Below are 21043 nucleotides of genomic sequence, written 5' to 3' on the forward strand. Positions count from 1 at the left end.
AATAAACTCGTTGTGGCTCAAAGAGATAATGCAAACCTTTGATTTTGCTCGTGGTCTGTTACATTGTGTGCCCGGCGAGACGGGTATAAACTTTTCAAACCTTACACAGAGGCCACTAACGGTTCGTTTGAACTGTTCAGTCAGCATGAAACCGATTCAGCTGCCCCTAGGTGTGCGTCTGCGTGATGACGCAACCTTCATAAATTACTATCCAGGCGCCAATGCCGCTGCACTCGGCTATGTCGAGCGTCTGTGCGAAGCCGACGCCGGCTGGACAGAAAGCCTGATCTATCTGTGGGGCAAGCATGGCGTCGGGCGTACGCACTTGCTACAGGCCGCCTGCCTGCGCTTTGAACAGATGGGTGAGCCGGCGGTGTACCTGCCACTGGCCGAGTTGCTGGATCGCGGCATTGAGATCCTCGATAACCTTGAGCAATACGAACTGGTCTGTCTGGATGATCTTCAGGCAGTGGCCGGTCGTGCTGACTGGGAAGAAGCGCTGTTTCACCTGTTCAACCGTTTGCGTGACAGCGGGCGTCGCCTGCTGATTGCTGCCTCCACCTCGCCCCGTGAATTGCCAATCAAGCTGGCGGACCTCAAGTCCCGCCTGACCCTTGCACTGGTCTTTCAGATGCGCCCCTTGTCCGATGAAGACAAGCTGCGTGCCTTGCAGTTGCGCGCATCGCGTCGTGGCTTGCACCTGACCGACGAGGTTGGGCACTTTATTCTCACGCGCGGCACCCGCAGCATGAGTGCGCTGTTCGATTTGCTCGAACGTCTCGATCAGGCGTCTTTGCAAGCGCAGCGCAAGCTGACCATACCGTTCTTGAAAGAAACCCTGGGCTGGTAGCTCGCGCCTTTAAAACCGTAGCCTGCAGACCTTTCCGGCAATTTTTAGGCGGCACAAAGCCTGCGTCGCAGAATGGTTGCGCGCGCAAAGTCGATTGTCAGAGGTGTAAAGCCTTAGATGCATCGAGAAAACCCTTGAGTCACATTTAGATCGATTGAATTTGCAAATGAGGATCATAGAAGGCATAGTCGCGGCTACTTTTCCTACAAGCCACGGTCGTGCCCATGCTAAAGCGCTTCGCACCCCTCGTGCCCCTAGCACTCGTTACCCTGTTGTTTGGCTGTGCTGCTCACACTCCTGTGTCGCAACAAGTCGTCGAACGTCAGGCTCATAAGTCATCCTCGGTATCGCAATCTTCCGCTATTTATCAGGAAGAGCTGGCAACCGAAAAAGAACTGGCTGACTTCTCCGCCAACAGCAAGCCTTACGAACTGCCAGCTTTGGCTGACAGCATCCTTGAGCGTGGCATGGCCTTGATCGGTACGCGTTACCGTTTTGGCGGCACCTCTGAGGCAGGCTTCGATTGCAGCGGCTTCATCGGTTATCTGTTCAAAGAAGAGGCGGGCATGCAATTGCCGCGCTCAACGCGTGAAATGATCAACGTAAATGCACCGTTGGTCGCACGAAACAATCTGAAACCAGGTGATTTGCTGTTCTTCAGCACCAATGGTCGTGGTCGTGTAAGCCATGCCGGGATTTACCTGGGCGATGACCAGTTTATCCACTCCAGCAGCCGCCGCAGCGGTGGTGTACGGATTGATAACCTGGGTGACAGCTACTGGAGCAAGACCTTTATTGAGGCCAAGCGCGCACTCGCGATGGCACCTTCGAGCGTAGTAGCTCGCAAGTAAAGTTAATGTCTTACTTGAAGTTCTGTTGCTAAGCGCTAGAATTCAGTCGCATTGTTAAATTCCTGAAGCCGCGAAGGTGCCCCCTGTCGCGGCTTCGGGTTTCGCGGCCAGAGTTGCCGTATCCAGAATCAGGAACATTCTGTTTATGTCGATCATGGCCCGCGTTGCACTTTTGACTCTAGCAGCACTGCTCAGTGCCTGCGCGAACCGCACGGCACCGCCTCCCGTTGCGCAAAAGCCGCTTGTATTTATCAGCCACCCTGAAGAAACCTCACCGATTGCCGCAGACGTGCTGTTTCGCGCTTTGGGGCTGGTTGGCACGCCTTATCGCTGGGGCGGCAATACCCCGGATTCGGGTTTTGATTGCAGCGGCCTGATCAAGTACGTGTACAACGACGCAGCGGGTATTTCGCTGCCGCGCACCACCCGCGAGATGATCGTGATGCAGGCGCAGAATATTGGTCAGGACAAGCTGCAAACCGGCGACCTGCTGTTCTTTGCCACCAATGGTGGCTCCCAGGTCAGCCACGCCGGGATCTACGTCGGCGAAGGCCGCTTTGTACACGCGCCGGCCACGGGCGGTACGGTCAAGCTGGACAGCCTCAACAAAGCCTACTGGCAAAAAGCCTATCTGAACGCCAAGCGGGTCCTGCCGAACGAGCAGCATCTGGCGCGTTTGCCGTAACCGCAAACCTGCTGTAGCCGCTGATAAGGTCCGAAGGGCCTTCAGGATATGGGGCTGCTAGGCAGCCCATCACAGCCTCGTTCCTCGTCAGCGGCTACAGCCAGGCTTTTACTTGCCTGACACCCGCCAGATCTTGTTGCCGACATCATCGGCCACCAACAAATCCCCTTGCTTGTCGATGACCACGCCCACCGGCCGGCCCATGGCCTTTTCGTCTGCGTTGAGAAAACCGGTCAACACATCGATCGGCATGCCTGTGGGCTTGCCGTCCGCGAAGGGCACAAAAATCACCTTGTAGCCACTGTGCGGCTTGCGGTTCCAGGAGCCGTGCTGGCCTATAAAAGCGCCTTCAGTAAAGTCGGGGAGTTTGCTTCCTGCGGCAAAGCTCAGGCCCAGAGACGCGGTGTGCGGGCCCACTGCGTAGTCCGGGGCAATGGCCTTGGCCACCAGTTCCGGGTTTTGCGGGTTGACCCGTACATCCGCATGCTGGCCGTAATAGCTGTAGGGCCAGCCATAGAAGCCGCCGTCCTTGACTGAGGTGATGTAGTCGGGCACCAGGTCGCTGCCGATTTCGTCGCGTTCGTTGACGGCAGTCCAGAGTTTTCCGGTTTTGGGCTCCCAGTCCATCCCGTTGGGGTTGCGCAGGCCTGAAGCGAAAATCCGGTGATTGCCGGTGGCGCGATCAACTTCCCAGATTGCGGCGCGACCTTGCTCCTTATCCATGCCGTTCTCGCCGACGTTGCTGTTGGAGCCGACACTGACATACAGCTTGGAGCCGTCGGGGCTGGCGATGACGTTTTTGGTCCAGTGGTGATTCAACGGCCCGCCCGGCAGGTCGACGACTTTGGTGGGTGGGGCGCTGATGCTGTTTTCGCCTGCCTGATAAGGGAAGCGCAACAGCTTGTCGGCGTCGGCGACATACAGATCATTGCCCACCAGCGTCATGCCAAAGGGCGAGTTCAGATTCTCGATAAAAACCGTACGGGTTTCGGCTACGCCGTCGTGGTCAGCATCGCGCAACAAGGTAATCCGATTCGCGCTTGGCACTCCGGCCCCGGCGCGGGCCATCACCTTGTCCGCGATCCAGCCCTTGATGCCCTTGCTGTCATCCGGTTTGGGCGGTGAATTGGTTTCTGCCACCAGTACGTCGCCGTTGGGTAATACGTAGAGCCAGCGCGGGTGGTCAAGGTTTTCGGCAAAGGCTGTTACTTGCAGGCCTTGGGCGGCAATTGGCGTGGCACCGTCAGGCCAGCCGATCGCCGGGGCGATATTGACGGTCGGGATGAGTGTCTTGTTCGGTTCGGGCAGTTTCGGCGTAGGTCCCGTGCCATCACTCACTTGCAGGGTCGAATTCTCGCCGCAGGCAGCCAACCCCGTCGCAAGTACGATGACAATAGCGTGCTGGCGCTTGAACATGTGTATCTCCATGAGGTTTTGGTCTTGTAAGTCATAGAGAAGCGTAGCCGCTTAAAGGTTCAGGTCAGAGCCTTGTATAAAGCGTTTTGGTGCCACCTTTAATTGACGCTCCACCCCCAACCCTCTAACCTTCGCGGCTTGTTTCAGGTGCTCTATGGTCCCGGATCGATAGAGTGAAACAGGGAAGCCGGTGAGGGCGTGTTTGACCCACACAACCGCCATGATCCCGGCGCTGCCCCCGCAACGGTAAATGAGTCAAAACCACGCTGAGTGCCACTGTGTTTTCGCACGGGAAGGCGCGTGGTCAGGGGTTGTCCTTCGGGATGGAACCGCTTGTGAGCCCGGAGACCGGCCTGATCCATCCAGCATCCTCGCGGCGGGCGATGGTGTGTTGTTTATTGTCCCCCGCCTCCCGTTTGCATCATTGAGCCCCAACGGAGAGCTGCCATGAACGAATCCCCCGAACGCGACGAACGTCATCAGGCGCGCATGCTGCGCAAAAAAGCCGTTATGGACGAGCGCATTGCCAGCTCGCCCAATGAGTGCGGGCTGCTGCTGGTATTGACCGGCAACGGCAAAGGTAAAAGCAGTTCCGCTTTTGGCATGTTGGCCCGGGCCATGGGCCACGGCATGCAGTGCGGTGTGGTGCAGTTCATCAAGGGTCGCAACAGCACCGGCGAAGAGATCTTCTTCCGCCGCTTCCCCGAGCAGGTGCGTTATCACGTCATGGGCGAAGGCTTTACCTGGGAAACCCAGGATCGTCAGCGTGATATCGCCGCCGCTGAAGCCGCGTGGGAAGTGTCCCGCGAGATGCTGCGTGACCCGTCCATCGGGCTGGTGGTGCTGGATGAGCTGAATATCGCGCTCAAGCACGGCTACCTCGACCTTGAGCAGGTACTCGCCGACCTGCAAGCCCGTCCGCCGATGCAGCATGTGCTGGTCACCGGGCGCGGCGCCAAACCTGAACTGATTGATCTGGCCGATACCGTGACCGAAATGGGTGTGGTGAAACACGCCTTCCAGGCCGGGATCAAAGCCCAGAAAGGCATCGAATTGTGAGTGTTGAAGTATGAGAGCGTCACGTCATTGCCCGGCGGTGTTGATCGCCGCACCGGCTTCCGGTCAGGGCAAGACCACCGTTACCGCCGCCCTGGCCCGGTTGCATCGCAATCAGGGGCGCAAGGTGCGGGTGTTCAAATGTGGCCCGGACTTTCTCGACCCGATGATTCTTGAGCGCGCCAGCGGTGCGCCGGTGTATCAGGTGGATTTGTGGATGGTGGGCGCCGATGAAAGCCGCCGTCTGCTGTGGGAGGCTGCTGCAGATGCGGACCTGATCCTTATCGAAGGTGTTATGGGGCTGTTCGACGGCACACCGTCCAGCGCCGATCTGGCGCGGCATTTTGGTGTGCCAGTCTTGGCGGTGATCGATGGTACCGCGATGGCCCAGACCTTTGGTGCACTGGCCTTGGGCCTGGCGCGCTATCAGCCGGATCTGCCGTTTGCCGGTGTGCTGGCCAATCGGGTCGGCACGGTGCGCCACGCGCAGTTGCTCGAAGGCAGCCTGACCGAAGGCTTGCGTTGGTACGGCGCGCTGTCCCGCGAGACCGGGATCGAGCTGCCGAGCCGTCACCTGGGGTTGGTCCAGGCCAGTGAGCTGAACGATCTGGATGTACGCCTCGACGCGGCGGCGAATGCCTTGGCCAGTACCTGTGAGGTAGCGCTGCCGCCCGCGGTCGAGTTTAAGGCGCCTGAACCGGTTGCGGTCGAGCCGTTGCTGGCCGGGGTGCGGATTGCCGTGGCCCGTGACGAAGCGTTTGCCTTCACCTATGGTGCGAGCCTGGATCTGTTGCGGGCGATGGGCGCTGAGCTGGTGTTTTTCTCGCCAATTCGCGATGTCCGCTTGCCCGAGGCTGACAGCCTGTATTTGCCGGGCGGTTATCCCGAGTTGCATCACCTTGAGCTGTCGCGCAATACGCCGATGCTGGAGGCGATTCGTGCCCATCACGTTGCGGGCAAGCCGCTGCTCGCCGAATGCGGCGGCATGCTTTACCTGCTCGATGCCTTGACCGATGTTGAGGGGCAGCGTGCTGAACTGGTGGGTTTGCTGGCTGGGGAGGCGACGATGCAAAAGCGTCTGGCTGCGCTGGCGTTGCAAGCCGTGGACATGCCCGAAGGGTTGCTGCGCGGTCACACCTATCATCACTCGCTGACCAGTACCGAGCTTGAGCCCATTGCCCGCGGCCTGAGCCCTAACGGCGGGCGTGGCGCTGAAGCGGTATATCGCGAAGGGCGGATGACCGCCTCTTATGTGCACTTTTACTTCCCGTCCAATCCTCAGGCCATTGCCGCGTTGTTCGCGCCATGCGCCGTGAAGGCGCCATGACCGACAACGCATTTAGCCCTGAAGAACGCGCAGCCGTGTACCGCGCCATTGCCGAACGCCGCGATATGCGGCATTTCAGCGGTGGCAGTGTGGCGCCCGAGTTGTTGTCGCGTTTGCTGGAAGCGGCGCATCAGGCCCCGAGTGTGGGGTTGATGCAGCCGTGGCGGTTTATCCGCATCACCGACCGCGAGCTGCGTGGCAAGATCCAGGGCCTGGTCGAAGACGAACGGGTGCGCACCGCCGAGGCGCTGGGCCAGCGCTCCGATGAGTTCATGACGCTCAAGGTCGAAGGCATCAACGATTGCGCCGAGGTGCTGGTGGCGGCGTTGATGGACGACCGCGAAAAGCACATTTTTGGCCGACGAACACTTCCGGAAATGGATATGGCATCGTTGTCCTGTGCCATTCAAAACCTGTGGTTGGCGGCACGTGTCGAGGGCTTGGGCATGGGCTGGGTATCGTTGTTCGAGCCTCAGGCGTTGGCTGATTTGTTGGGGTTGCCCGCAGGCGCCAAGCCGCTGGCTGTGTTGTGCCTGGGCCCGGTCGAGGCTTTTTATCCGGCGCCGATGCTGGTGCTGGAAGGGTGGGCGCAAGCGCGTCCACTGAGTGAATTGGTGTATGAGAATTATTGGGGAGTGAGTCCATGAGTGTGGCGTTGCTGTGCGTCGCCGGGGTGGCGCTGGATGCACTGTTGGGTGAGCCCAAGCGTTGGCATCCGCTGGTGGCGTTTGGCCGGATGGCCGAGCGTATCGAGCAGCGTTTCAATTCCGGTGGTCGTGGCTGGCGCAGTCATGGTGTGACGGCGTGGGTGCTGGCGGTATTGCCGCTGACGGTTCTGGCCACGGCACTGTCGTGGCTGCCTTATATCGGTTGGTTGGTGGACATTCTGGCGCTGTATTGCGCGCTGGGCATGCGCAGCCTCGGGGAGCATGTGCAACCGGTTGCCCAGGCATTGCGCGCCAATGATCTGGATGAGGCGCGCACCCGGGTCGGGTATCTGGTCAGCCGCCAGACCAGCGAGCTGGACTCGACTGAAGTGGCCCGCGCCGCCACCGAATCGGTACTCGAGAACGGCAGCGATGCGGTGTTTGCGGCGATTTTCTGGTTTGCCGTGGCCGGTGCGCCGGGCGTGGTGCTCTATCGTTTGAGTAATACGCTGGACGCGATGTGGGGCTATCGCAACGAACGCTTTGAGCGATTTGGTTGGGCCGCTGCCCGGATCGACGATGTTCTTAACTATATTCCTGCAAGGCTGGTTGCTCTGACTTACGCCGTACTGGGTAAAACCCGACTGGCCTTGAAGTGCTGGCGCAAACAGGCCCCGCTGTGGGACAGCCCCAATGCTGGCCCGGTCATGGCCGCAGGCGCCGGTGCGTTGGGTGTTGAGTTAGGTGGCCCGGCGATTTATCACGGCGAACTGCATGAGCGTCCGCAGTTGGGTGAAGGTGTACCGGCAGATGCCGACTCGATTGGTCGTGGCTGGCAACTGGTGCAGCGTGGCGTGTGGCTGTGGCTGTTGATTCTGTGTGTGTGGAGTGAATTCTATGCTTGAGCACGGCGGGCGTTTGCGCAGGGCAGCGTTGCATTACGGCATTGCCGAAGCCGACTGGCTGGATTTGTCCACTGGGCTGGCGCCTTGGCCATTTGCTATTCCGCCGATACCTGAACGTGCTTGGGCGCGCTTGCCTGAAACCGACGACGGTCTTGAGCAGGCAGCCTGCGCCTATTACGGCGCACTGAATGTGCTGCCGGTGGCGGGTTCGCAATCAGCCATTCAGTTACTGCCGCGCCTGCGCCGCAGTGGCAAGGTTGGCGTGCTGTCGCCGTGTTACGCCGAGCATGCGCATGCCTGGCGGCACAGTGGGCATATCGTGCGTGAAATCATGGAGCAGGAAGTCGATTTCTACCTCGACAAGCTGGACGTATTAGTCGTGGTCAATCCCAACAATCCTACGGGGCTGAGCCTGACCCCTGAGCGTTTGCTGGAATGGCATGCGCGGCTGGTGCAGCGCGGTGGCTGGCTGGTGGTGGACGAAGCCTTTATGGACAACACGCCAGAGCTGAGCCTAGCGGCACAGAGCCAGCGTACTGGGCTGATTGTGCTGCGCTCGTTTGGCAAGTTTTTTGGTCTGGCCGGAGTACGGCTGGGTTTTGTACTGGCCGAGCAAAAGTTACTCAAGTTACTGGCCGAGCAAGCTGGACCCTGGGCCGTGAGTGGGCCGACGCGCATTGTCGGTCAGGCCTGCCTGCTCGACACCGCCGGCCATGCTCGCCAGCGCGAACGCAGCGAGTTGGCTAGCGGGCGGCTGGAACGGTTGCTGGGCTTGCATGATTTACCGCCGCAAGGGGGCTGTGCATTGTTCAAGTGGCTGATCACGCCCCATGCTGACCGTCTTTACGAATTTATGGCGCATCGCGGCATTTTGCTGCGCCTGTTTACCCACAACAGCAGCGTGCGTTTTGGCCTGCCTGCTGCCGAGGCTGACTGGTTGCGCCTGGAGCTGGCATTAGCGGCGTACACCAAGGAAACCCTATGAGTACGTTGATGGTGCAAGGCACCACATCTGATGCCGGTAAAAGCACGTTGGTGACGGCCCTGTGCCGTTGGCTGACTCGCCAGGGTGTGGCAGTGGTGCCGTTCAAGCCGCAGAATATGGCACTCAACAGCGCGGTGACCGCCGAAGGTGGCGAGATTGGTCGCGCCCAGGCGGTACAAGCTCAGGCTGCAGGGCTGGCGCCGCACACGGACATGAACCCGGTGTTGCTCAAGCCCAACAGCGATACAGGTGCCCAGGTGATTATTCATGGTCGTGCCGTTACCAGCATGAACGCGGTGGCGTATCACGACTACAAGGCCATCGCCATGCAGGCGGTACTGGCCTCGCACCAGCGTTTGAGTGCGGCGTATCCGGTGGTGATGGTCGAGGGCGCGGGTTCTCCGGCCGAGATCAATCTACGGGCCGGTGATATTGCCAACATGGGCTTTGCCGAAGCGGTGGACTGCCCGGTGGTGTTGATCGCTGACATCAATCGCGGTGGGGTGTTTGCGCATCTGGTTGGCACCCTGGAGCTGTTGTCCGAGTCGGAACAGGCGCGGGTCAAAGGTTTTATCATCAACCGGTTTCGCGGCGATATCGCCTTGCTCCAGCCCGGTCTTGACTGGCTGGAACAGCGCACCGGCAAGCCGGTAATCGGTGTGTTGCCCTATGTGATGGACTTGCACCTCGAGGCCGAGGATGGCATCGATCAGCGCCAGACCGACAAGGTCGAGCAGGTGCTCAAGGTGGTGGTGCCGGTACTGCCGCGCATCAGCAATCACACGGATTTCGACCCGCTGCGCCTGCATCCGCAAGTGGACTTGCAGTTTGTGGGGCCGGGCCAGCCGATTCCGCCCGCTGATTTGATCATCTTGCCCGGTTCCAAAAGCGTACGCAGTGATCTGGCGTATTTGCGCGCCAATGGCTGGGATGCGGCCATCAGTCGTCATCTGCGTTACGGCGGAAAGCTGCTGGGGATTTGCGGCGGCCTGCAGATGCTCGGCGAGCAGATTCATGATCCGCTGGGCCTTGAGGGCGCGCCGGGTTCCGGTGCCGGCTTGGGTTTGCTGGCGTTCAGCACCGAGCTTGCAGCCGAAAAGCAGCTGCGCAATGTACGCGGGCACCTGGTTCTCGAAAACGCCGAAGTCAGTGGCTATGAAATCCACGCGGGGGTGACCACCGGTGTTGCTCTGGAACAGCCTGTGGTGCGGCTGGATGATGGGCGCTGTGATGGCGCACAAAGTGCGGACGGGCAAATTCTCGGCACCTACCTGCATGGCGTGTTCGAGTCGCCTGCGGCTTGCAGCGCATTGCTGCGCTGGGCCGGTTTGCAGGATGTGCAGGAAGTGGACTACCACGCCCTGCGCGAGCGGGATATCGAGCGGCTGGCGGACCTGGTGGAAAACCACCTGGATACGGCCTACCTGCGTGAGCTTTGCGAAATATAAAGCTGTGGGAGCGAGCCTGCTCGCGAAAAACATTACTTCGCGAGCAGGCTCGCTCCCACAGCAGATCCAGAGGTTTATCGACATGCTGCAACTGATTTTGGGCGGCGCCCGCTCGGGCAAAAGTCGCCTGGCTGAAAAGCTGGCGGCCCAGTCTGGCTGCGCCGTCACCTATATCGCCACCAGCCAGCCGCTGGACGGCGAGATGAGCGAGCGCGTGCGCCATCATCGCGAACGTCGTCCAGTCGAGTGGGCGCTGATTGAAGAGCCTGTCGAACTGGCCCGGGTACTGCGCGATAACGCTCGCGCCGATGCTTGCCTGTTGGTGGACTGCCTGACGCTGTGGATGACCAATCTGTTGATGCTTGAAGACCCGCAGCGGTTGATTACCGAACGTGATGCACTGCTGGAATGCCTGGCTGATCTGCCGGGCGAAATTGTGTTTGTCAGCAACGAAACCGGAATGGGTGTCGTGCCGCTGGGCGAATTGACTCGCCGCTATGTCGATGAAGCCGGTTGGTTGCATCAAGCCCTGGCCGAGCGCTGTCAGCGAGTAGTGCTGACGGTGGCGGGCCTGCCCCTGACGTTGAAAGGAACTGCACTATGAACACCCCGTGGTGGCTGACCCCCTGCAAGCCCGTTGACCGTGACATGCAATTGGCTGCAGCCGCACGTCAGCAGCAATTGACCAAACCGGCGGGTTCGCTGGGCCAGCTTGAGGCATTGGCGGTGCAATTGGCCGGGCTGCAGGGGCGGCTCAAACCCCGTGTTGATCAGTTGTGGATTGCGATTTTTGCAGGTGATCACGGCATAGTCGACGAAGGCGTTTCGGCCTACCCACAAGCAGTCACCGGGCAAATGCTGCACAACTTTGTCAGCGGCGGTGCGGCGATCAGCGTGTTGGCCCGGCAGTTGGGCGCGCAGTTGGATGTGGTGGATCTGGGCACGGTCACGCCGATGCTGGAGCTGGAGGGTGTGCGTCATTTGCAGTTGGGCGCAGGTACGGCCAATTTTGCGCTGGGCCCGGCGATGTCCGACAGCCAAGGATTAAAAGCCTTGCAGGCGGGACGTGACAGCGTATTGCGGGCGCAGGCAGTGGGCAGTGAGCTGTTTATTGGCGGCGAAATGGGCATCGGCAACACGGCGTCTGCCAGTGCCGTGGCCAGTGCGCTGCTCGATTGCCCGGCTTCGCAGTTGACCGGGCCGGGTACAGGTCTGGATGCCGCCGGTGTGAGCCATAAGGCGCGGGTGATCGAAGGGGCGCTGGCGTTGCATGCAGGCCATCTCGATGATCCGCTGCAGACCCTGTTTCGCCTGGGTGGTTTTGAAATTGCAGCTCTGGTCGGGGCCTATGTGGCCTGTGCCCAGGAAGGCATCGTGGCGGTGGTCGACGGTTTTATCTGCACCGTCGCGGCGATGGTCGCCGTACGTTTGAATCCTGAATGTCGAGAATGGTTGGTTTTCAGTCATCGTGGGGCTGAGCTGGGTCATCGTCATGTACTGCAAAGCTTGCAAGCCGAGCCGTTGCTCGATTTGGGCCTGCGCCTGGGTGAGGGCAGCGGCGCGGCGTTGGCGGTGCCGTTGATGCGCCTGGCGTGTGACCTGCACGGGCAGATGGCAACATTTGCCGAAGCTGCCGTTGCAGATCGTCCGGCATGACAGTGCAACTGGATTTGCTGCGTCATGGCGAGACCGAGTTGGGCGGTGGTTTGCGCGGCAGCCTGGATGACGCCTTGACGCCGTTGGGCTGGACGCAAATGCGTGAGGCCGTTAAAGGCCAGGGGCCGTGGGATCGGATTGTCAGTTCGCCGTTGCAGCGTTGCGCATTGTTTGCCCGGGAGTTGAGCGCACAGCTCGATTTGCCTGTGTCGTTCGACAAGAACCTGCAAGAACTGCATTTTGGTGCCTGGGAAGGGCAGAGCGCCGCGGCGTTGATGGAAGTCGATTCAGAAGCTCTAGGTCTGTTCTGGGCGGATCCCTACGCTTTTACCCCGCCCGACGGCGAGCCGGTACTTGAGTTTTCGGCGCGGGTGTTGTCTGCCGTCAGCCGTATGCAGCAGGAATTTTCCGGTGAACGGGTACTGGTGGTGTGTCATGGCGGAGTGATGAAGCTGCTGCTGGCTCAGGCCCGCGGCTTGCCCCGCGAGCAATTGCTGCAGGTGCCGGTGATCCATGGCGCGCTGTTCGGGTTGCAGGTTGGCGCGAAGGGTCAGTTGACCGAGGTCGTCGGCTAATGTTGCCGTTCTGGATTGCCTTGCAGTTTTTAAGCAGCTTACCGATTCGCTTGCCGGGTATGCCGCAGCCCCAGGAACTGGGGCGTTCACTACTGTTTTATCCGGTGGTGGGGCTGCTGTTTGGTCTGCTGCTGTGGGGCCTCAATGGATTGCTGGCCGATGCGCCATTGATGCTGCATGCGGCTTTGCTGCTGACGGTTTGGGTGCTGCTCAGTGGCGGGCTGCATCTGGACGGTCTGGCCGACAGTGCAGATGCCTGGCTGGGCGGCTTTGGTGACCGCGAGCGCACGCTGACCATCATGAAAGATCCGCGCAGCGGGCCGATTGCGGTGGTGACGCTGGTGTTGGTGTTGTTGCTCAAGTTCTGTGCGTTGCTGGCGTTACTTGAGCAGCGCAACGGCGCAGCTTTGCTGATCGTGCCCTTGATCGGGCGCAGTGCCTTGCTGGCGGTGTTTCTGACCACGCCATACGTGCGTGCCGGTGGTTTGGGCCAGGCGCTGGCCGACCATCTGCCACGCAAGGCGGGCTGGTGGGTATTGGGGCTGGGTGCCGTGGCCTGTGTGGTGTTGGCCGGGTCTGCCGGGCTGTGGGCATTGGCGCTGGCAGCCGTAGGGTTTGTATGGCTGCGCCGGGTGATGATGCGCCGTTTGGGCGGCACCACAGGCGATACCGCTGGGGCGTTGCTGGAGTTGCTTGAAGTGCTGGTGCTGGTGGGATTGGCGCTGATGCAGCAATGACCTGACGCTTGCTTCGCGAGCAGGCTCGCTCCACAAAGAAGTAAGTCCTGTATTAAATCTTGATTCTATTTTATTGCGGGTATATACATACAAAATGTTACCAACCCAGTGTTTATGTACCAATCTGCGGCGTGCGGCACGTGGCGTGAGCAGGCATTACGACGGCGCTCTCGATGGCTTCGGGATCAACGTTGCCCAGTATTCTTTGCTGTGTAATCTCAAGCGTCTTGATCAACCGAGCATCTCCAGCCTGGCAGAAGCCATGGGGCTGGATCGCAGTACGTTGGGGCGTAACGTGCGAGTGCTTGAGGGTGCAGGCCTGCTGAAGATGACTGAGGGCGCTGACCAGCGTAACCGGCTGGTATGCCTGACTGAGGCGGGCGATCAGTGCTTGAAGGCCGCCTTGCCTGCCTGGGAAGCGGCACAACAGCGCTTGATGGATCGTTTGGGTGAAACCAAGCGTGCACAACTGTTACAGCTATTGGATGAGTTGGCAGGTACTGACTAAAAGCCAGTAGCTCGATTATAAATGGGTATATACCCGCTCCCGGAGAACAACAATGACATCGGTGTGGCGTAACAGCGGTTGGGTCCTTCTTGGCAGCGCACTTATTTTGGCGTTGTCGTTAGGTGTAAGGCATGGATTCGGGTTGTTTCTGCCGCCCATGAGTGCGCAGTTTGGCTGGGGGCGTGAGGTGTTTGCATTTGCTATCGCCTTGCAAAACTTGATCTGGGGACTGGCTCAGCCTTTCACTGGGGCACTGGCAGACCGCTTTGGTGCCGCCAAGGTAGTGATCGTCGGCGGTGTGCTGTATGCCGTGGGGCTGCTGTTTATGGGGTTGTCGGATTCACCGTTGTCGCTGTCCTTGAGCGCGGGGCTGTTGATCGGGATCGGTCTGTCCGGCACCTCGTTTTCGGTGATCCTGGGCGTGGTCGGTCGCGCATTGCCTGCTGAAAAACGCAGCATGGGCATGGGGATCGCCAGCGCTGCGGGTTCATTTGGTCAATTTGCCATGCTGCCCGGCACTCTCGGTTTGATTGGCTGGCTCGGCTGGTCGACGGCGCTGCTGGTGTTGGGTGTGCTGGTGGCGCTGATTGTGCCGCTGGTCAGCATGCTCAAGGATCGTCCGTTACCCAATTTGGGCGGCGAGCAAACCCTTAAAGAGGCACTGCGTGAGGCGTGTTCGCACTCAGGTTTCTGGCTATTGGCCTTTGGCTTTTTTGTTTGCGGCTTTCAGGTGGTCTTTATCGGTATCCACCTGCCGGCTTATCTGGTGGACCAGCACTTGCCCGCAACGGTGGGCACCACCGTGCTGGCACTGATTGGCCTGTTCAATATTTTTGGGACTTACACCGCCGGTTGGCTAGGTGGGCGCATGTCCAAGCCGCGCTTGTTGACGGCGTTGTATCTGGCGCGGGCCGTAGTGATCGTATTGTTTTTGTGGGCACCTGTGACGCAATTCAGTGCGTACCTGTTTGGCATGGTCATGGGCTTTTTGTGGCTGTCGACGGTACCGCTGACCAATGGCACGGTGGCCACCATGTTTGGCGTGCGTAACCTGTCGATGCTGGGCGGCATCGTATTCCTCTTCCATCAGCTGGGAGCATTCCTGGGCGGCTGGCTGGGTGGCGTGGTCTATGATCAGACCGGTAGTTACGCTCTAATCTGGCAAGTGTCGATTTTGTTGAGCCTGTTGGCGGCCGCGCTGAACTGGCCGGTGCGTGAGCGTCCGGTAGCCCGCTTGCAGGCGCAGGGGAGTATGGGGTGAATTCATCAACCTTGATCTGGTTAGGTGCAGTCAGTACCGGTGCGTTGCTGCTGGCTCTGATCTGGTGGGGCTGGCATCAGGGTGGGTTAGCCTTGATGCAGTTGGGTATGGGTGCTTGCTAGTGCAGCAGCGGGTGAGTAAGTTCTAAGCCTGCCACTTTTTTAAGGACACCGATGATGCTCAAGCGCTGGATTGCGATGCCTGTACTGCTGTTGGCCTGCGCCGGTTCGGTGTGGGCGGCAGAATGCCCGCCTTTGCTGGAGGGCTCATTGCCCAAATTGCGGGCCAAGGAATCGATCGATCTGTGCCAGCGTTTTGCTGGTAAGCCGCTGTTGATCGTCAATACGGCGAGTTTTTGCGGCTTTGCCCCGCAGTTCAAGGGGCTTGAAGCGCTTAATCAGCGCTACAAGGGGCAAGGGCTGGAGCTGATTGGTGTGCCGTCGGATGACTTCAAGCAAGAGGCCAAGGACGGCGAGGAGACGGCCAAGGTTTGTTACGTCAACTATGGCGTGACCTTCACCATGATCGATCCGCAGCATGTACGCGGGCCTGACGCGGCGCACATGTTCAAGGTGCTGGCTGAGCAGAGCAGCGCTCCGAAGTGGAACTTCTATAAATACGTGGTTGATCGCCAGGGCAATGTGATTGCCAGCTTCTCCAGTCTGACCAAGCCTGATAGTCCGGAATTGATCGAGGCTATCGACAAGGCCATTGCTTCAAAACCTTGAATCGCAGCCATTAAAAATCCCCGCCTCGGTAACGAGAGCGGGGATTTTTTTGATTCGGTGGGCGAGGGGTTAGCCTCGCGGCGAATCAGAACTTGTAGGTTGCACCTACACCAAAACCATTTGCGCTGTTGTGGTAGCTGGCATTGTAGTTACCTTTGCCAGTGCGATTGACGTTAACCGACTCTTCCTTGAGGTAGGAGTAAGCCACGTCGATGGTCAGGTCGTCCGTTGGGCTCCAGCCAGCACCAAAGCTGATCGCTTTACGGTCGCCGGTAGGGATTCGAACCGAGCGGTCAGTGTTGTTGGTAGGCGATTGGTCGACTGACAAACCGGTACGCAATGTCCACTGTTTGTTGATCTTGTAAGCAGCACCGATAGCCGAAGCCCAGGTGTCGTGCCAGTTTTGCTCTTCTTTGATTGTACCGATCGGGCCTGCGCTGCCACCCAGGAATCCTGGGACGCCGCTGTTCTCAACGGTAATATCTTTCAGGCGGCTCCAGCGAGTCCAGGTGCTGCCCGCATACAGAGTCCATTGGTCGTTCAGCTCGTGAGTAACAGAGAAGTCGACGGACTCGGGAGTGGTGATATCCAGGCCTGCATCGAACTTGGCTCCATTGGCTGGTCCGAAACCTACGCCCGAGATCTTGGTGTGACCATCGAGGCTGTATTTGACCTTGGAGTGGTAAGTTAAGCCGACGCGAGTGCTATCGGTGGCTTGAACCAGGATACCGGCATTAAAGCCAAGAGCCGTGTCATCGCCCTTGATTTTAACTTCGCCATCGTTACGGCCATATGTAGGCAGATATGGGGTGGCGGAAGTCAATTTGCCGTCAATGCGGTTGATGGTTGGGCCGAAGCCGATCGATACCACATCGTTGAATGCGTAGCTGACGGTTGGTTGGAAGGTTACGACTTGAACCTCACTCTTTTTACCGTAATAGCGACCGGCGAAACTGCTTTCGTAGTCAGTGATCAAACCGAATGGAGCATACACGCCTACGCCGAATGCCCAATGCTCATCGATTGGTTTAACGTAGAAACCCATCGGAACAGCGGTTAAAGGGACCATGTCGCCTTTGTTGGTACCGCCCGGAGCACCACCACTGGTGTGCTTGATGTCGGTGCTTGCGTCGATGGCTGCGATGCCGCCAGTGACTTGCTCACGCTTGATGCGGGACATACCGGCAGGGTTGCCAAAAACGGTGCTTGCATCCTCGGCAGAAGAGGAGCGGCCGGCAAAACCAGTCCCCATACCGCTGATGCTTTGTTCGTTAAGTGCGAAGCCGCTGGCGAAAATCTGGCTGGAAGCCAAAGTGACAGCGAGGCCAAGTGTGGTCTTGAGCATTACTTTTTTCATTATTAGAACTCCTTATGATCACCGGAGGAAAACTACCAACATTTTTGTAGAAGCGCTATAGGCTAAATCGCAGAAGATAGCGATGTTTTGTAGGACAATCCGACCGGTTTGAGGTTATTTGCAGAATTTCAGGATTATAGAAATCTCAAGTCACAAGGTTGAGAGGAGAAACACAGGTGCGCCAAGCCTGTGCGAAATCGCGTAAACGCCCATGTGGTTCAAAGGCTTGACGCCAGATTCTTGCCATCCCGAGCAGGTCGTCAGCGGCAGGAATAGCTATTTTCTGTTGTTCGATAAGAAGCCAGGCAATGGCGGTGGCATAACGTAAATTAACCGTGAGTTCCAAGTGAGGGCTGCGCAAGAATGCGTGCTGGCTGGCCAGGCCGCGAACCAGGCTCGCCAGGTCTGGGTCATGGGCAAGGTACTCCTCCCACAAGGCGGCATGCCGAGGTTCGCGTATGCAATAGAGGCCGTGACCTCGTCGGTCATGCAGGGCCGAGCCCAAGCTTGATTGGCTGGCCGCAATACCCAACAACAGAGCTTCTGCATCCGGGTTGTTTTGGCCCAGATACAAAAGCGTTGGCCGAATTACGTAAAGGCTCAACTCCCTGGCTGCGATACCCATAAAGTCCTCGGGGCCTGAAAATGACCAGCGATACCCAGAGCTTGGCAGCATGAATCGAGAGGGTTCGCCGGGAGCGGGTTGTGCCGCTCGAGTTGAAGTGTAGTGTCATATCTTTGCTGTAACGGTCTGTTTTTAAATCATTTCAGGCTTCGAGCTGTTGGTTATATATCCGCAAGGACTTAAGCAATGCCGAATGTTTCTTAAATTGCAGGCAACAAAAAGCCCTGCTGATCAGGCAGGGCTTGTTGTGTAGCGCTCAGGCTTTCAGGCTATCAGGGCCTGGCGAGTACGCTCGATCACAGCTTGCAGAGGTGCTGCGCTGGAGTATTGATCGGGGTACAGGCGTTCGCTGTGACGAGCGATGCCGTGTTCGTTGACCAGAGTAAAGCTGAAGCATCCTTTGCGAGCGGCCATAATCAGGCAGTTCATTGGAGCAAAGGCGTTGGTTAGGGTGCGAATGGCATCCTGAGTATGGATTTGAGTAGACATAGTTATTAGGTGTTCCTACAAATGACACGGTTTAGAACCGTGCTGCGTTAAAACGTTCCAGTGACGTCGAGCCATTCTTTGGCTGGACGAAGAACCTGACTGGAACAAAGCCGCCAGTTGTAGCGCATTAAGTATGTGGCGCTTGGGCTGGCAGGTAGGTACTTAGGAGGGCAGGCAGTCACAACAGGAGCTAAGGTTCCGTGCTCCGGGTGAAGATCCTGATCAATTTGCAGGTTGGTTCGGTCAGAGTAAAAGAACTTCGCGATACCCTGTGCGTTTGTGCAAAGGCCGTATCGTCGCAAGGTTTACCTGGAAACCATCTAGGGGGTCGATCCCGTTTTTCAGCGCTTCTTCTTTGCTTTACGCAAGGTGGCTGCAGGGATTTGTTCGGCCCGAATTGACTTTCAGCTTGGTACTAACGCTGCGGATACTAACTGGTTGAATTTTTAAACGCAAGTGTGCTAGCGAAAAATACATTCTGTAGCCTCTATTCAGGCTGGCAAAACCTGCTGGTCTCGCCAAGTCCGGCGGGTATTTATCTACGGTATTAGCCCACTTTTGATAATTTGCCAGCGCACCTCGAGCAGGGGGGGGATCGCTGACAAACGCCCTTGATGACGCGCCGTAGCGGTGCGTAGGCCTGCGTTTCATGCTCGGTTACGGTCCGCTTTGTTGCTCTGAATGTGAACTTGTGCACATTTGCAGTGCTGCTGACAAAATCAGCGCAGATACCCGTATTGAAGTCTTCCTAGCCTGTCCTGTAAATTTAAGTCAATGAAAAACATCGTTTTTTTTAATTGGTGAAAAAATCGACAGTTTGACCGTAGCCCCCGTAGGGTGGGCGTTTGCGGAGCTTAAAGCAGGGTTGTCCACTGACTTATCCACAGGTTCTGTGGATTGTCCCAAGCGCTTGCTCTAGATCAAGGGTGTAGACTTTTTTCGACTTTACCCAAACGAAAAAAGGAGTAGAGTGGCGCGCCTTCTGTTCTGCCCTACAGTGTCGTATGAAGTTCCGCACAGCTACTTCCTCTGTTACTCGCCCCAATACACCTCCTGAAGCTCCCAAGCGCTTTTCTTTGCGGGTTGCTATCTGGCTGCTGGATAACCCTCGTCTGAGCGCTAACCCTAGCGTCAAGCACGTGGCCGGTCATTTGCTCAAACAACCTGCGCGCCAAGGTGTGGTGCTGGCGCAGAGCCGTTTGGGTCAGTTGATGTGCCGTGAGTGCGGCAGCGCCCGCGATCAACGTATCGGCCATGAATTGCTGCGCCTGGCAGCCCGTGCCGGCGACCGTGTTGCCCAGCAGGAATTGAACAAGACCGAAGACTGAACTGTCTTCGGCGCTGACTGTTGGTTAACCTTGCTCTTTTACCTCGTGTGGAGGGGTTATGGCCCTGGATCTGAGCAGTCTGTTGCTTGGCCTGGCAGTAGCAGGCGTGCCGTTGTTGGCGTTTATCTGGCAGTTGCAGCGCCGTGCCAGTGGTCATCACGCTGAGCTTGCGTTGCTCGGTGAGCGTCTTGCTACAGCCCAGCTATCCCAGGAAGGCCTGAGTGCCCAGCTGGATGCCTGTCGCGACGAAGTCAGTGATCTGGGGCAGGCCAATGCGGTCAAGCAAGCAGAGCTGGCTGCGCTGCGCCGTGAGGTCGAGTTGTTGCAGGTTGAGCGCGACAATGGGCGCGATGCTGCCCATGCGTGGAACCTGGAGCGCAATCAGAAAGAAATTGAGCTACGCCGCCTGGATGCCCACGCCTCTGGATTGGCTGCCGAGTTGCGCGAGCAGCAGGACAGTCATCAGCAGCGGCTCAATGACCTGCAAGGTTCGCGTGACGAACTGCGGGCGCAATTTGCCGAACTGGCGGGCAAGATTTTCGATGAGCGTGAACAGCGTTTCGCCGAAACCAGTAACGAACGCCTTGGGCAGTTGCTCGACCCCCTCAAGGAGCGCATTCAGTCATTTGAAAAGCGTGTCGAAGAGAGCTATCAGCAGGAATCGCGCGAGCGTTTTTCGCTGGGTAAAGAGTTGGAGCGTTTGCAGCAACTGAACCTGCGCCTGAGTGATGAGGCGACCAACTTGACCCGCGCCCTGAAAGGCCAGAAAACCCAAGGCAACTGGGGGGAGTTGATTCTGGAGCGGGTTCTGGAACACGCAGGGCTTGAGAAAGGCCGCGAATACCAGACCCAAGTCAGCCTCAAGGGGCCGGACGGCGAGCGTTTCCAGCCGGACGTGCTGATCATGTTGCCGGGTGACAAACAGGTAGTAGTCGATTCCAAGGTCAGCCTGACGGCGTATCAACAGTATGTAGGTGCCGATGACGACGTGATTGGGCAGGCTGCGCTCAAACAACATGTGTTGTCGCTGCGCAATCATGTAAAGGGTCTTGCCGGCAAAGACTACAAACGTCTGGAAGGGCTTCACAGCCTGGACTTTGTGTTGTTGTTTGTACCGATTGAAGCGGCATTTTCGGCGGCGTTGCAGGCTGAACCGAATCTGTTTCAAGAGGCGTTTGATCGCCATATCGTGATCGTCAGTCCGACCACGTTGCTTGCAACTTTGCGGGTGATCGACAGCCTTTGGAAGCAAGAGCGCCAGGGGCAGAATGCCCGTGAAATTGCCGAGCGCGCGGGTTGGCTGTATGACAAGTTTGTATTGTTTATTCAGGATCTGGATGAAGTCGGCAACCGCCTGCAGCAGTTGGATAAGGCCTACAGTTCAGCCCGTAACAAGCTCACCGAAGGCCGGGGGAATCTCGTCAGTCGCAGCGAGCAGCTCAAGCTCCTGGGGGCACGAGCCAGCAAAAGCTTGCCGGCTGATCTGCTGGAGCGGGCCATGACCGACGCTGATGGTGTGGCGCATCCGGCGGAATAACACCGAACTTCTGTAGCCGCTGCCGCAAGCTGCGAAGGGTTACGTAGCAGCCCTGGAATTTCGAAGGCTCTG

At 58.3% G+C, this 21043-nt stretch carries 23 protein-coding genes and 1 riboswitch; of the genes, 19 read left to right on the forward strand and 4 right to left on the reverse strand.

The window, feature by feature from the left end; all coding sequences use genetic code 11:
• The first annotated feature begins 145 nt into the window (after positions 1 to 145).
• The 3 genes from hda (at position 146) to U5A05_RS06255 (ending at position 2386) form a co-directional block, all read left to right on the forward strand.
• Complete coding sequence (gene hda, locus U5A05_RS06245) at positions 146 to 850, forward strand: DnaA regulatory inactivator Hda (protein WP_261741275.1); 705 nt, start codon at positions 146 to 148, stop codon at positions 848 to 850.
• Between the two features lie 224 nt (positions 851 to 1074).
• Positions 1075 to 1701 (forward strand): C40 family peptidase, encoded by a 627-nt coding sequence (locus U5A05_RS06250; protein WP_261741276.1) that lies wholly within the window; start codon positions 1075 to 1077, stop codon positions 1699 to 1701.
• Between the two features lie 145 nt (positions 1702 to 1846).
• Positions 1847 to 2386 carry a C40 family peptidase gene (locus U5A05_RS06255; protein WP_261741277.1) on the forward strand — a complete coding sequence of 180 codons (540 nt, stop codon included), beginning with the start codon at positions 1847 to 1849 and terminating at the stop codon, positions 2384 to 2386.
• Positions 2387 to 2494: 108 nt separating this feature from the next.
• Here the strand turns inward: U5A05_RS06255 and U5A05_RS06260 are convergent, their stop codons facing one another.
• Entirely contained in the window at positions 2495 to 3802 is a 1308-nt protein-coding gene (locus tag U5A05_RS06260; protein WP_261741278.1) for a PQQ-dependent sugar dehydrogenase, read from the reverse strand.
• 128 nt (positions 3803 to 3930) lie between these two features.
• Positions 3931 to 4173, forward strand: a riboswitch (cobalamin riboswitch).
• 76 nt (positions 4174 to 4249) lie between these two features.
• Here U5A05_RS06260 and cobO point away from each other — a divergent pair.
• The 14 genes from cobO to U5A05_RS06330 all read left to right on the forward strand — a co-directional run bounded on the left by cobO (position 4250) and on the right by U5A05_RS06330 (position 15635).
• Entirely contained in the window at positions 4250 to 4861 is a 612-nt protein-coding gene (gene cobO / locus U5A05_RS06265) for a cob(I)yrinic acid a,c-diamide adenosyltransferase (RefSeq protein ID WP_016779866.1), read from the forward strand.
• Positions 4862 to 4871: 10 nt separating this feature from the next.
• Positions 4872 to 6185 (forward strand): cobyrinic acid a,c-diamide synthase CobB, encoded by a 1314-nt coding sequence (locus tag U5A05_RS06270; RefSeq protein ID WP_321835951.1) that lies wholly within the window; start codon positions 4872 to 4874, stop codon positions 6183 to 6185.
• Positions 6182 to 6832, forward strand: coding sequence for a 5,6-dimethylbenzimidazole synthase (gene bluB, locus U5A05_RS06275; RefSeq protein ID WP_261742386.1), 651 nt, complete (start codon positions 6182 to 6184; stop codon positions 6830 to 6832). Before U5A05_RS06270 ends, bluB begins: the two co-directional genes overlap by 4 nt.
• A complete protein-coding gene (gene cbiB, locus U5A05_RS06280) occupies positions 6829 to 7737 on the forward strand; it encodes an adenosylcobinamide-phosphate synthase CbiB (protein WP_321835952.1) in 909 nt (302 codons plus the stop codon). Before bluB ends, cbiB begins: the two co-directional genes overlap by 4 nt.
• Positions 7730 to 8722, forward strand: a complete 993-nt coding sequence (gene cobD, locus U5A05_RS06285) for a threonine-phosphate decarboxylase CobD (protein WP_261741281.1) — start codon at positions 7730 to 7732, stop codon at positions 8720 to 8722. Before cbiB ends, cobD begins: the two co-directional genes overlap by 8 nt.
• Positions 8719 to 10170, forward strand: coding sequence for a cobyric acid synthase (locus tag U5A05_RS06290; protein WP_321835953.1), 1452 nt, complete (start codon positions 8719 to 8721; stop codon positions 10168 to 10170). The genes cobD and U5A05_RS06290 overlap by 4 nt, the downstream gene beginning before the upstream one ends.
• 82 nt (positions 10171 to 10252) lie before the next feature.
• Positions 10253 to 10774: a bifunctional adenosylcobinamide kinase/adenosylcobinamide-phosphate guanylyltransferase gene (gene cobU, locus U5A05_RS06295; protein ID WP_321835954.1), complete on the forward strand. Its 522-nt coding sequence runs from the start codon at positions 10253 to 10255 to the stop codon at positions 10772 to 10774.
• The gene (gene cobT / locus U5A05_RS06300) at positions 10771 to 11826 is read left to right on the forward strand and encodes a nicotinate-nucleotide--dimethylbenzimidazole phosphoribosyltransferase (RefSeq protein WP_321835955.1); all 1056 of its coding nucleotides are present in this window, start codon (positions 10771 to 10773) and stop codon (positions 11824 to 11826) included. The genes cobU and cobT overlap by 4 nt, the downstream gene beginning before the upstream one ends.
• Positions 11823 to 12401, forward strand: a complete 579-nt coding sequence (cobC, locus tag U5A05_RS06305) for an alpha-ribazole phosphatase family protein (RefSeq protein WP_261741285.1) — start codon at positions 11823 to 11825, stop codon at positions 12399 to 12401. The genes cobT and cobC overlap by 4 nt, the downstream gene beginning before the upstream one ends.
• Positions 12401 to 13138 (forward strand): adenosylcobinamide-GDP ribazoletransferase, encoded by a 738-nt coding sequence (locus U5A05_RS06310; RefSeq protein WP_321835956.1) that lies wholly within the window; start codon positions 12401 to 12403, stop codon positions 13136 to 13138. The genes cobC and U5A05_RS06310 overlap by 1 nt, the downstream gene beginning before the upstream one ends.
• A gap of 94 nt (positions 13139 to 13232) precedes the next feature.
• Positions 13233 to 13646: a MarR family winged helix-turn-helix transcriptional regulator gene (locus U5A05_RS06315; RefSeq protein ID WP_261741287.1), complete on the forward strand. Its 414-nt coding sequence runs from the start codon at positions 13233 to 13235 to the stop codon at positions 13644 to 13646.
• Positions 13647 to 13698: 52 nt separating this feature from the next.
• Complete coding sequence (locus tag U5A05_RS06320) at positions 13699 to 14907, forward strand: MFS transporter (protein ID WP_405046624.1); 1209 nt, start codon at positions 13699 to 13701, stop codon at positions 14905 to 14907.
• The gene (locus U5A05_RS06325; RefSeq protein ID WP_261742536.1) at positions 14904 to 15029 is read left to right on the forward strand and encodes a hypothetical protein; all 126 of its coding nucleotides are present in this window, start codon (positions 14904 to 14906) and stop codon (positions 15027 to 15029) included. Before U5A05_RS06320 ends, U5A05_RS06325 begins: the two co-directional genes overlap by 4 nt.
• 54 nt (positions 15030 to 15083) lie before the next feature.
• Positions 15084 to 15635 (forward strand): glutathione peroxidase, encoded by a 552-nt coding sequence (locus U5A05_RS06330; protein WP_261741288.1) that lies wholly within the window; start codon positions 15084 to 15086, stop codon positions 15633 to 15635.
• An 85-nt stretch (positions 15636 to 15720) separates the two neighbouring features.
• Here the strand turns inward: U5A05_RS06330 and U5A05_RS06335 are convergent, their stop codons facing one another.
• The 3 genes from U5A05_RS06335 to U5A05_RS06345 form a co-directional block, all read right to left on the reverse strand.
• On the reverse strand, positions 15721 to 16992 hold the full coding sequence (locus U5A05_RS06335; protein ID WP_321835957.1) for an OmpP1/FadL family transporter: 1272 nt from the start codon (positions 16990 to 16992) through the stop codon (positions 15721 to 15723).
• Between the two features lie 145 nt (positions 16993 to 17137).
• The gene (locus U5A05_RS06340; RefSeq protein ID WP_321835958.1) at positions 17138 to 17617 is read right to left on the reverse strand and encodes a hypothetical protein; all 480 of its coding nucleotides are present in this window, start codon (positions 17615 to 17617) and stop codon (positions 17138 to 17140) included.
• Positions 17618 to 17881: 264 nt separating this feature from the next.
• Positions 17882 to 18106 carry a hypothetical protein gene (locus U5A05_RS06345; protein ID WP_003442709.1) on the reverse strand — a complete coding sequence of 75 codons (225 nt, stop codon included), beginning with the start codon at positions 18104 to 18106 and terminating at the stop codon, positions 17882 to 17884.
• Between the two features lie 1004 nt (positions 18107 to 19110).
• Here U5A05_RS06345 and U5A05_RS06350 point away from each other — a divergent pair.
• Together U5A05_RS06350 and U5A05_RS06355 are read left to right on the forward strand one after the other, a co-directional pair.
• Positions 19111 to 19434: an SEL1-like repeat protein gene (locus U5A05_RS06350; protein WP_321835959.1), complete on the forward strand. Its 324-nt coding sequence runs from the start codon at positions 19111 to 19113 to the stop codon at positions 19432 to 19434.
• A 172-nt stretch (positions 19435 to 19606) separates the two neighbouring features.
• Positions 19607 to 20971 (forward strand): DNA recombination protein RmuC, encoded by a 1365-nt coding sequence (locus tag U5A05_RS06355; RefSeq protein ID WP_261742388.1) that lies wholly within the window; start codon positions 19607 to 19609, stop codon positions 20969 to 20971.
• Positions 20972 to 21043: the final 72 nt, after the last annotated feature.

Source organism: Pseudomonas kulmbachensis, from assembly GCF_963681935.1.
GTDB lineage: Bacteria > Pseudomonadota > Gammaproteobacteria > Pseudomonadales > Pseudomonadaceae > Aquipseudomonas > Aquipseudomonas kulmbachensis.

Coding starts and splice junctions, on each gene's coding strand:
- hda (WP_261741275.1), top strand. CDS start 146: ATGAAACCGATTCAGCTGCCCCTAGGTGTGCGTCTGCGTGATGACGCA.
- U5A05_RS06250 (WP_261741276.1), top strand. CDS start 1,075: ATGCTAAAGCGCTTCGCACCCCTCGTGCCCCTAGCACTCGTTACCCTG.
- U5A05_RS06255 (WP_261741277.1), top strand. CDS start 1,847: ATGTCGATCATGGCCCGCGTTGCACTTTTGACTCTAGCAGCACTGCTC.
- U5A05_RS06260 (WP_261741278.1), bottom strand. CDS start 3,802: ATGTTCAAGCGCCAGCACGCTATTGTCATCGTACTTGCGACGGGGTTG.
- cobO (WP_016779866.1), top strand. CDS start 4,250: ATGAACGAATCCCCCGAACGCGACGAACGTCATCAGGCGCGCATGCTG.
- U5A05_RS06270 (WP_321835951.1), top strand. CDS start 4,872: ATGAGAGCGTCACGTCATTGCCCGGCGGTGTTGATCGCCGCACCGGCT.
- bluB (WP_261742386.1), top strand. CDS start 6,182: ATGACCGACAACGCATTTAGCCCTGAAGAACGCGCAGCCGTGTACCGC.
- cbiB (WP_321835952.1), top strand. CDS start 6,829: ATGAGTGTGGCGTTGCTGTGCGTCGCCGGGGTGGCGCTGGATGCACTG.
- cobD (WP_261741281.1), top strand. CDS start 7,730: ATGCTTGAGCACGGCGGGCGTTTGCGCAGGGCAGCGTTGCATTACGGC.
- U5A05_RS06290 (WP_321835953.1), top strand. CDS start 8,719: ATGAGTACGTTGATGGTGCAAGGCACCACATCTGATGCCGGTAAAAGC.
- cobU (WP_321835954.1), top strand. CDS start 10,253: ATGCTGCAACTGATTTTGGGCGGCGCCCGCTCGGGCAAAAGTCGCCTG.
- cobT (WP_321835955.1), top strand. CDS start 10,771: ATGAACACCCCGTGGTGGCTGACCCCCTGCAAGCCCGTTGACCGTGAC.
- cobC (WP_261741285.1), top strand. CDS start 11,823: ATGACAGTGCAACTGGATTTGCTGCGTCATGGCGAGACCGAGTTGGGC.
- U5A05_RS06310 (WP_321835956.1), top strand. CDS start 12,401: ATGTTGCCGTTCTGGATTGCCTTGCAGTTTTTAAGCAGCTTACCGATT.
- U5A05_RS06315 (WP_261741287.1), top strand. CDS start 13,233: ATGTTACCAACCCAGTGTTTATGTACCAATCTGCGGCGTGCGGCACGT.
- U5A05_RS06320 (WP_405046624.1), top strand. CDS start 13,699: ATGACATCGGTGTGGCGTAACAGCGGTTGGGTCCTTCTTGGCAGCGCA.
- U5A05_RS06330 (WP_261741288.1), top strand. CDS start 15,084: ATGCTCAAGCGCTGGATTGCGATGCCTGTACTGCTGTTGGCCTGCGCC.
- U5A05_RS06335 (WP_321835957.1), bottom strand. CDS start 16,992: ATGAAAAAAGTAATGCTCAAGACCACACTTGGCCTCGCTGTCACTTTG.
- U5A05_RS06340 (WP_321835958.1), bottom strand. CDS start 17,617: ATGGGTATCGCAGCCAGGGAGTTGAGCCTTTACGTAATTCGGCCAACG.
- U5A05_RS06345 (WP_003442709.1), bottom strand. CDS start 18,106: ATGTCTACTCAAATCCATACTCAGGATGCCATTCGCACCCTAACCAAC.
- U5A05_RS06350 (WP_321835959.1), top strand. CDS start 19,111: ATGAAGTTCCGCACAGCTACTTCCTCTGTTACTCGCCCCAATACACCT.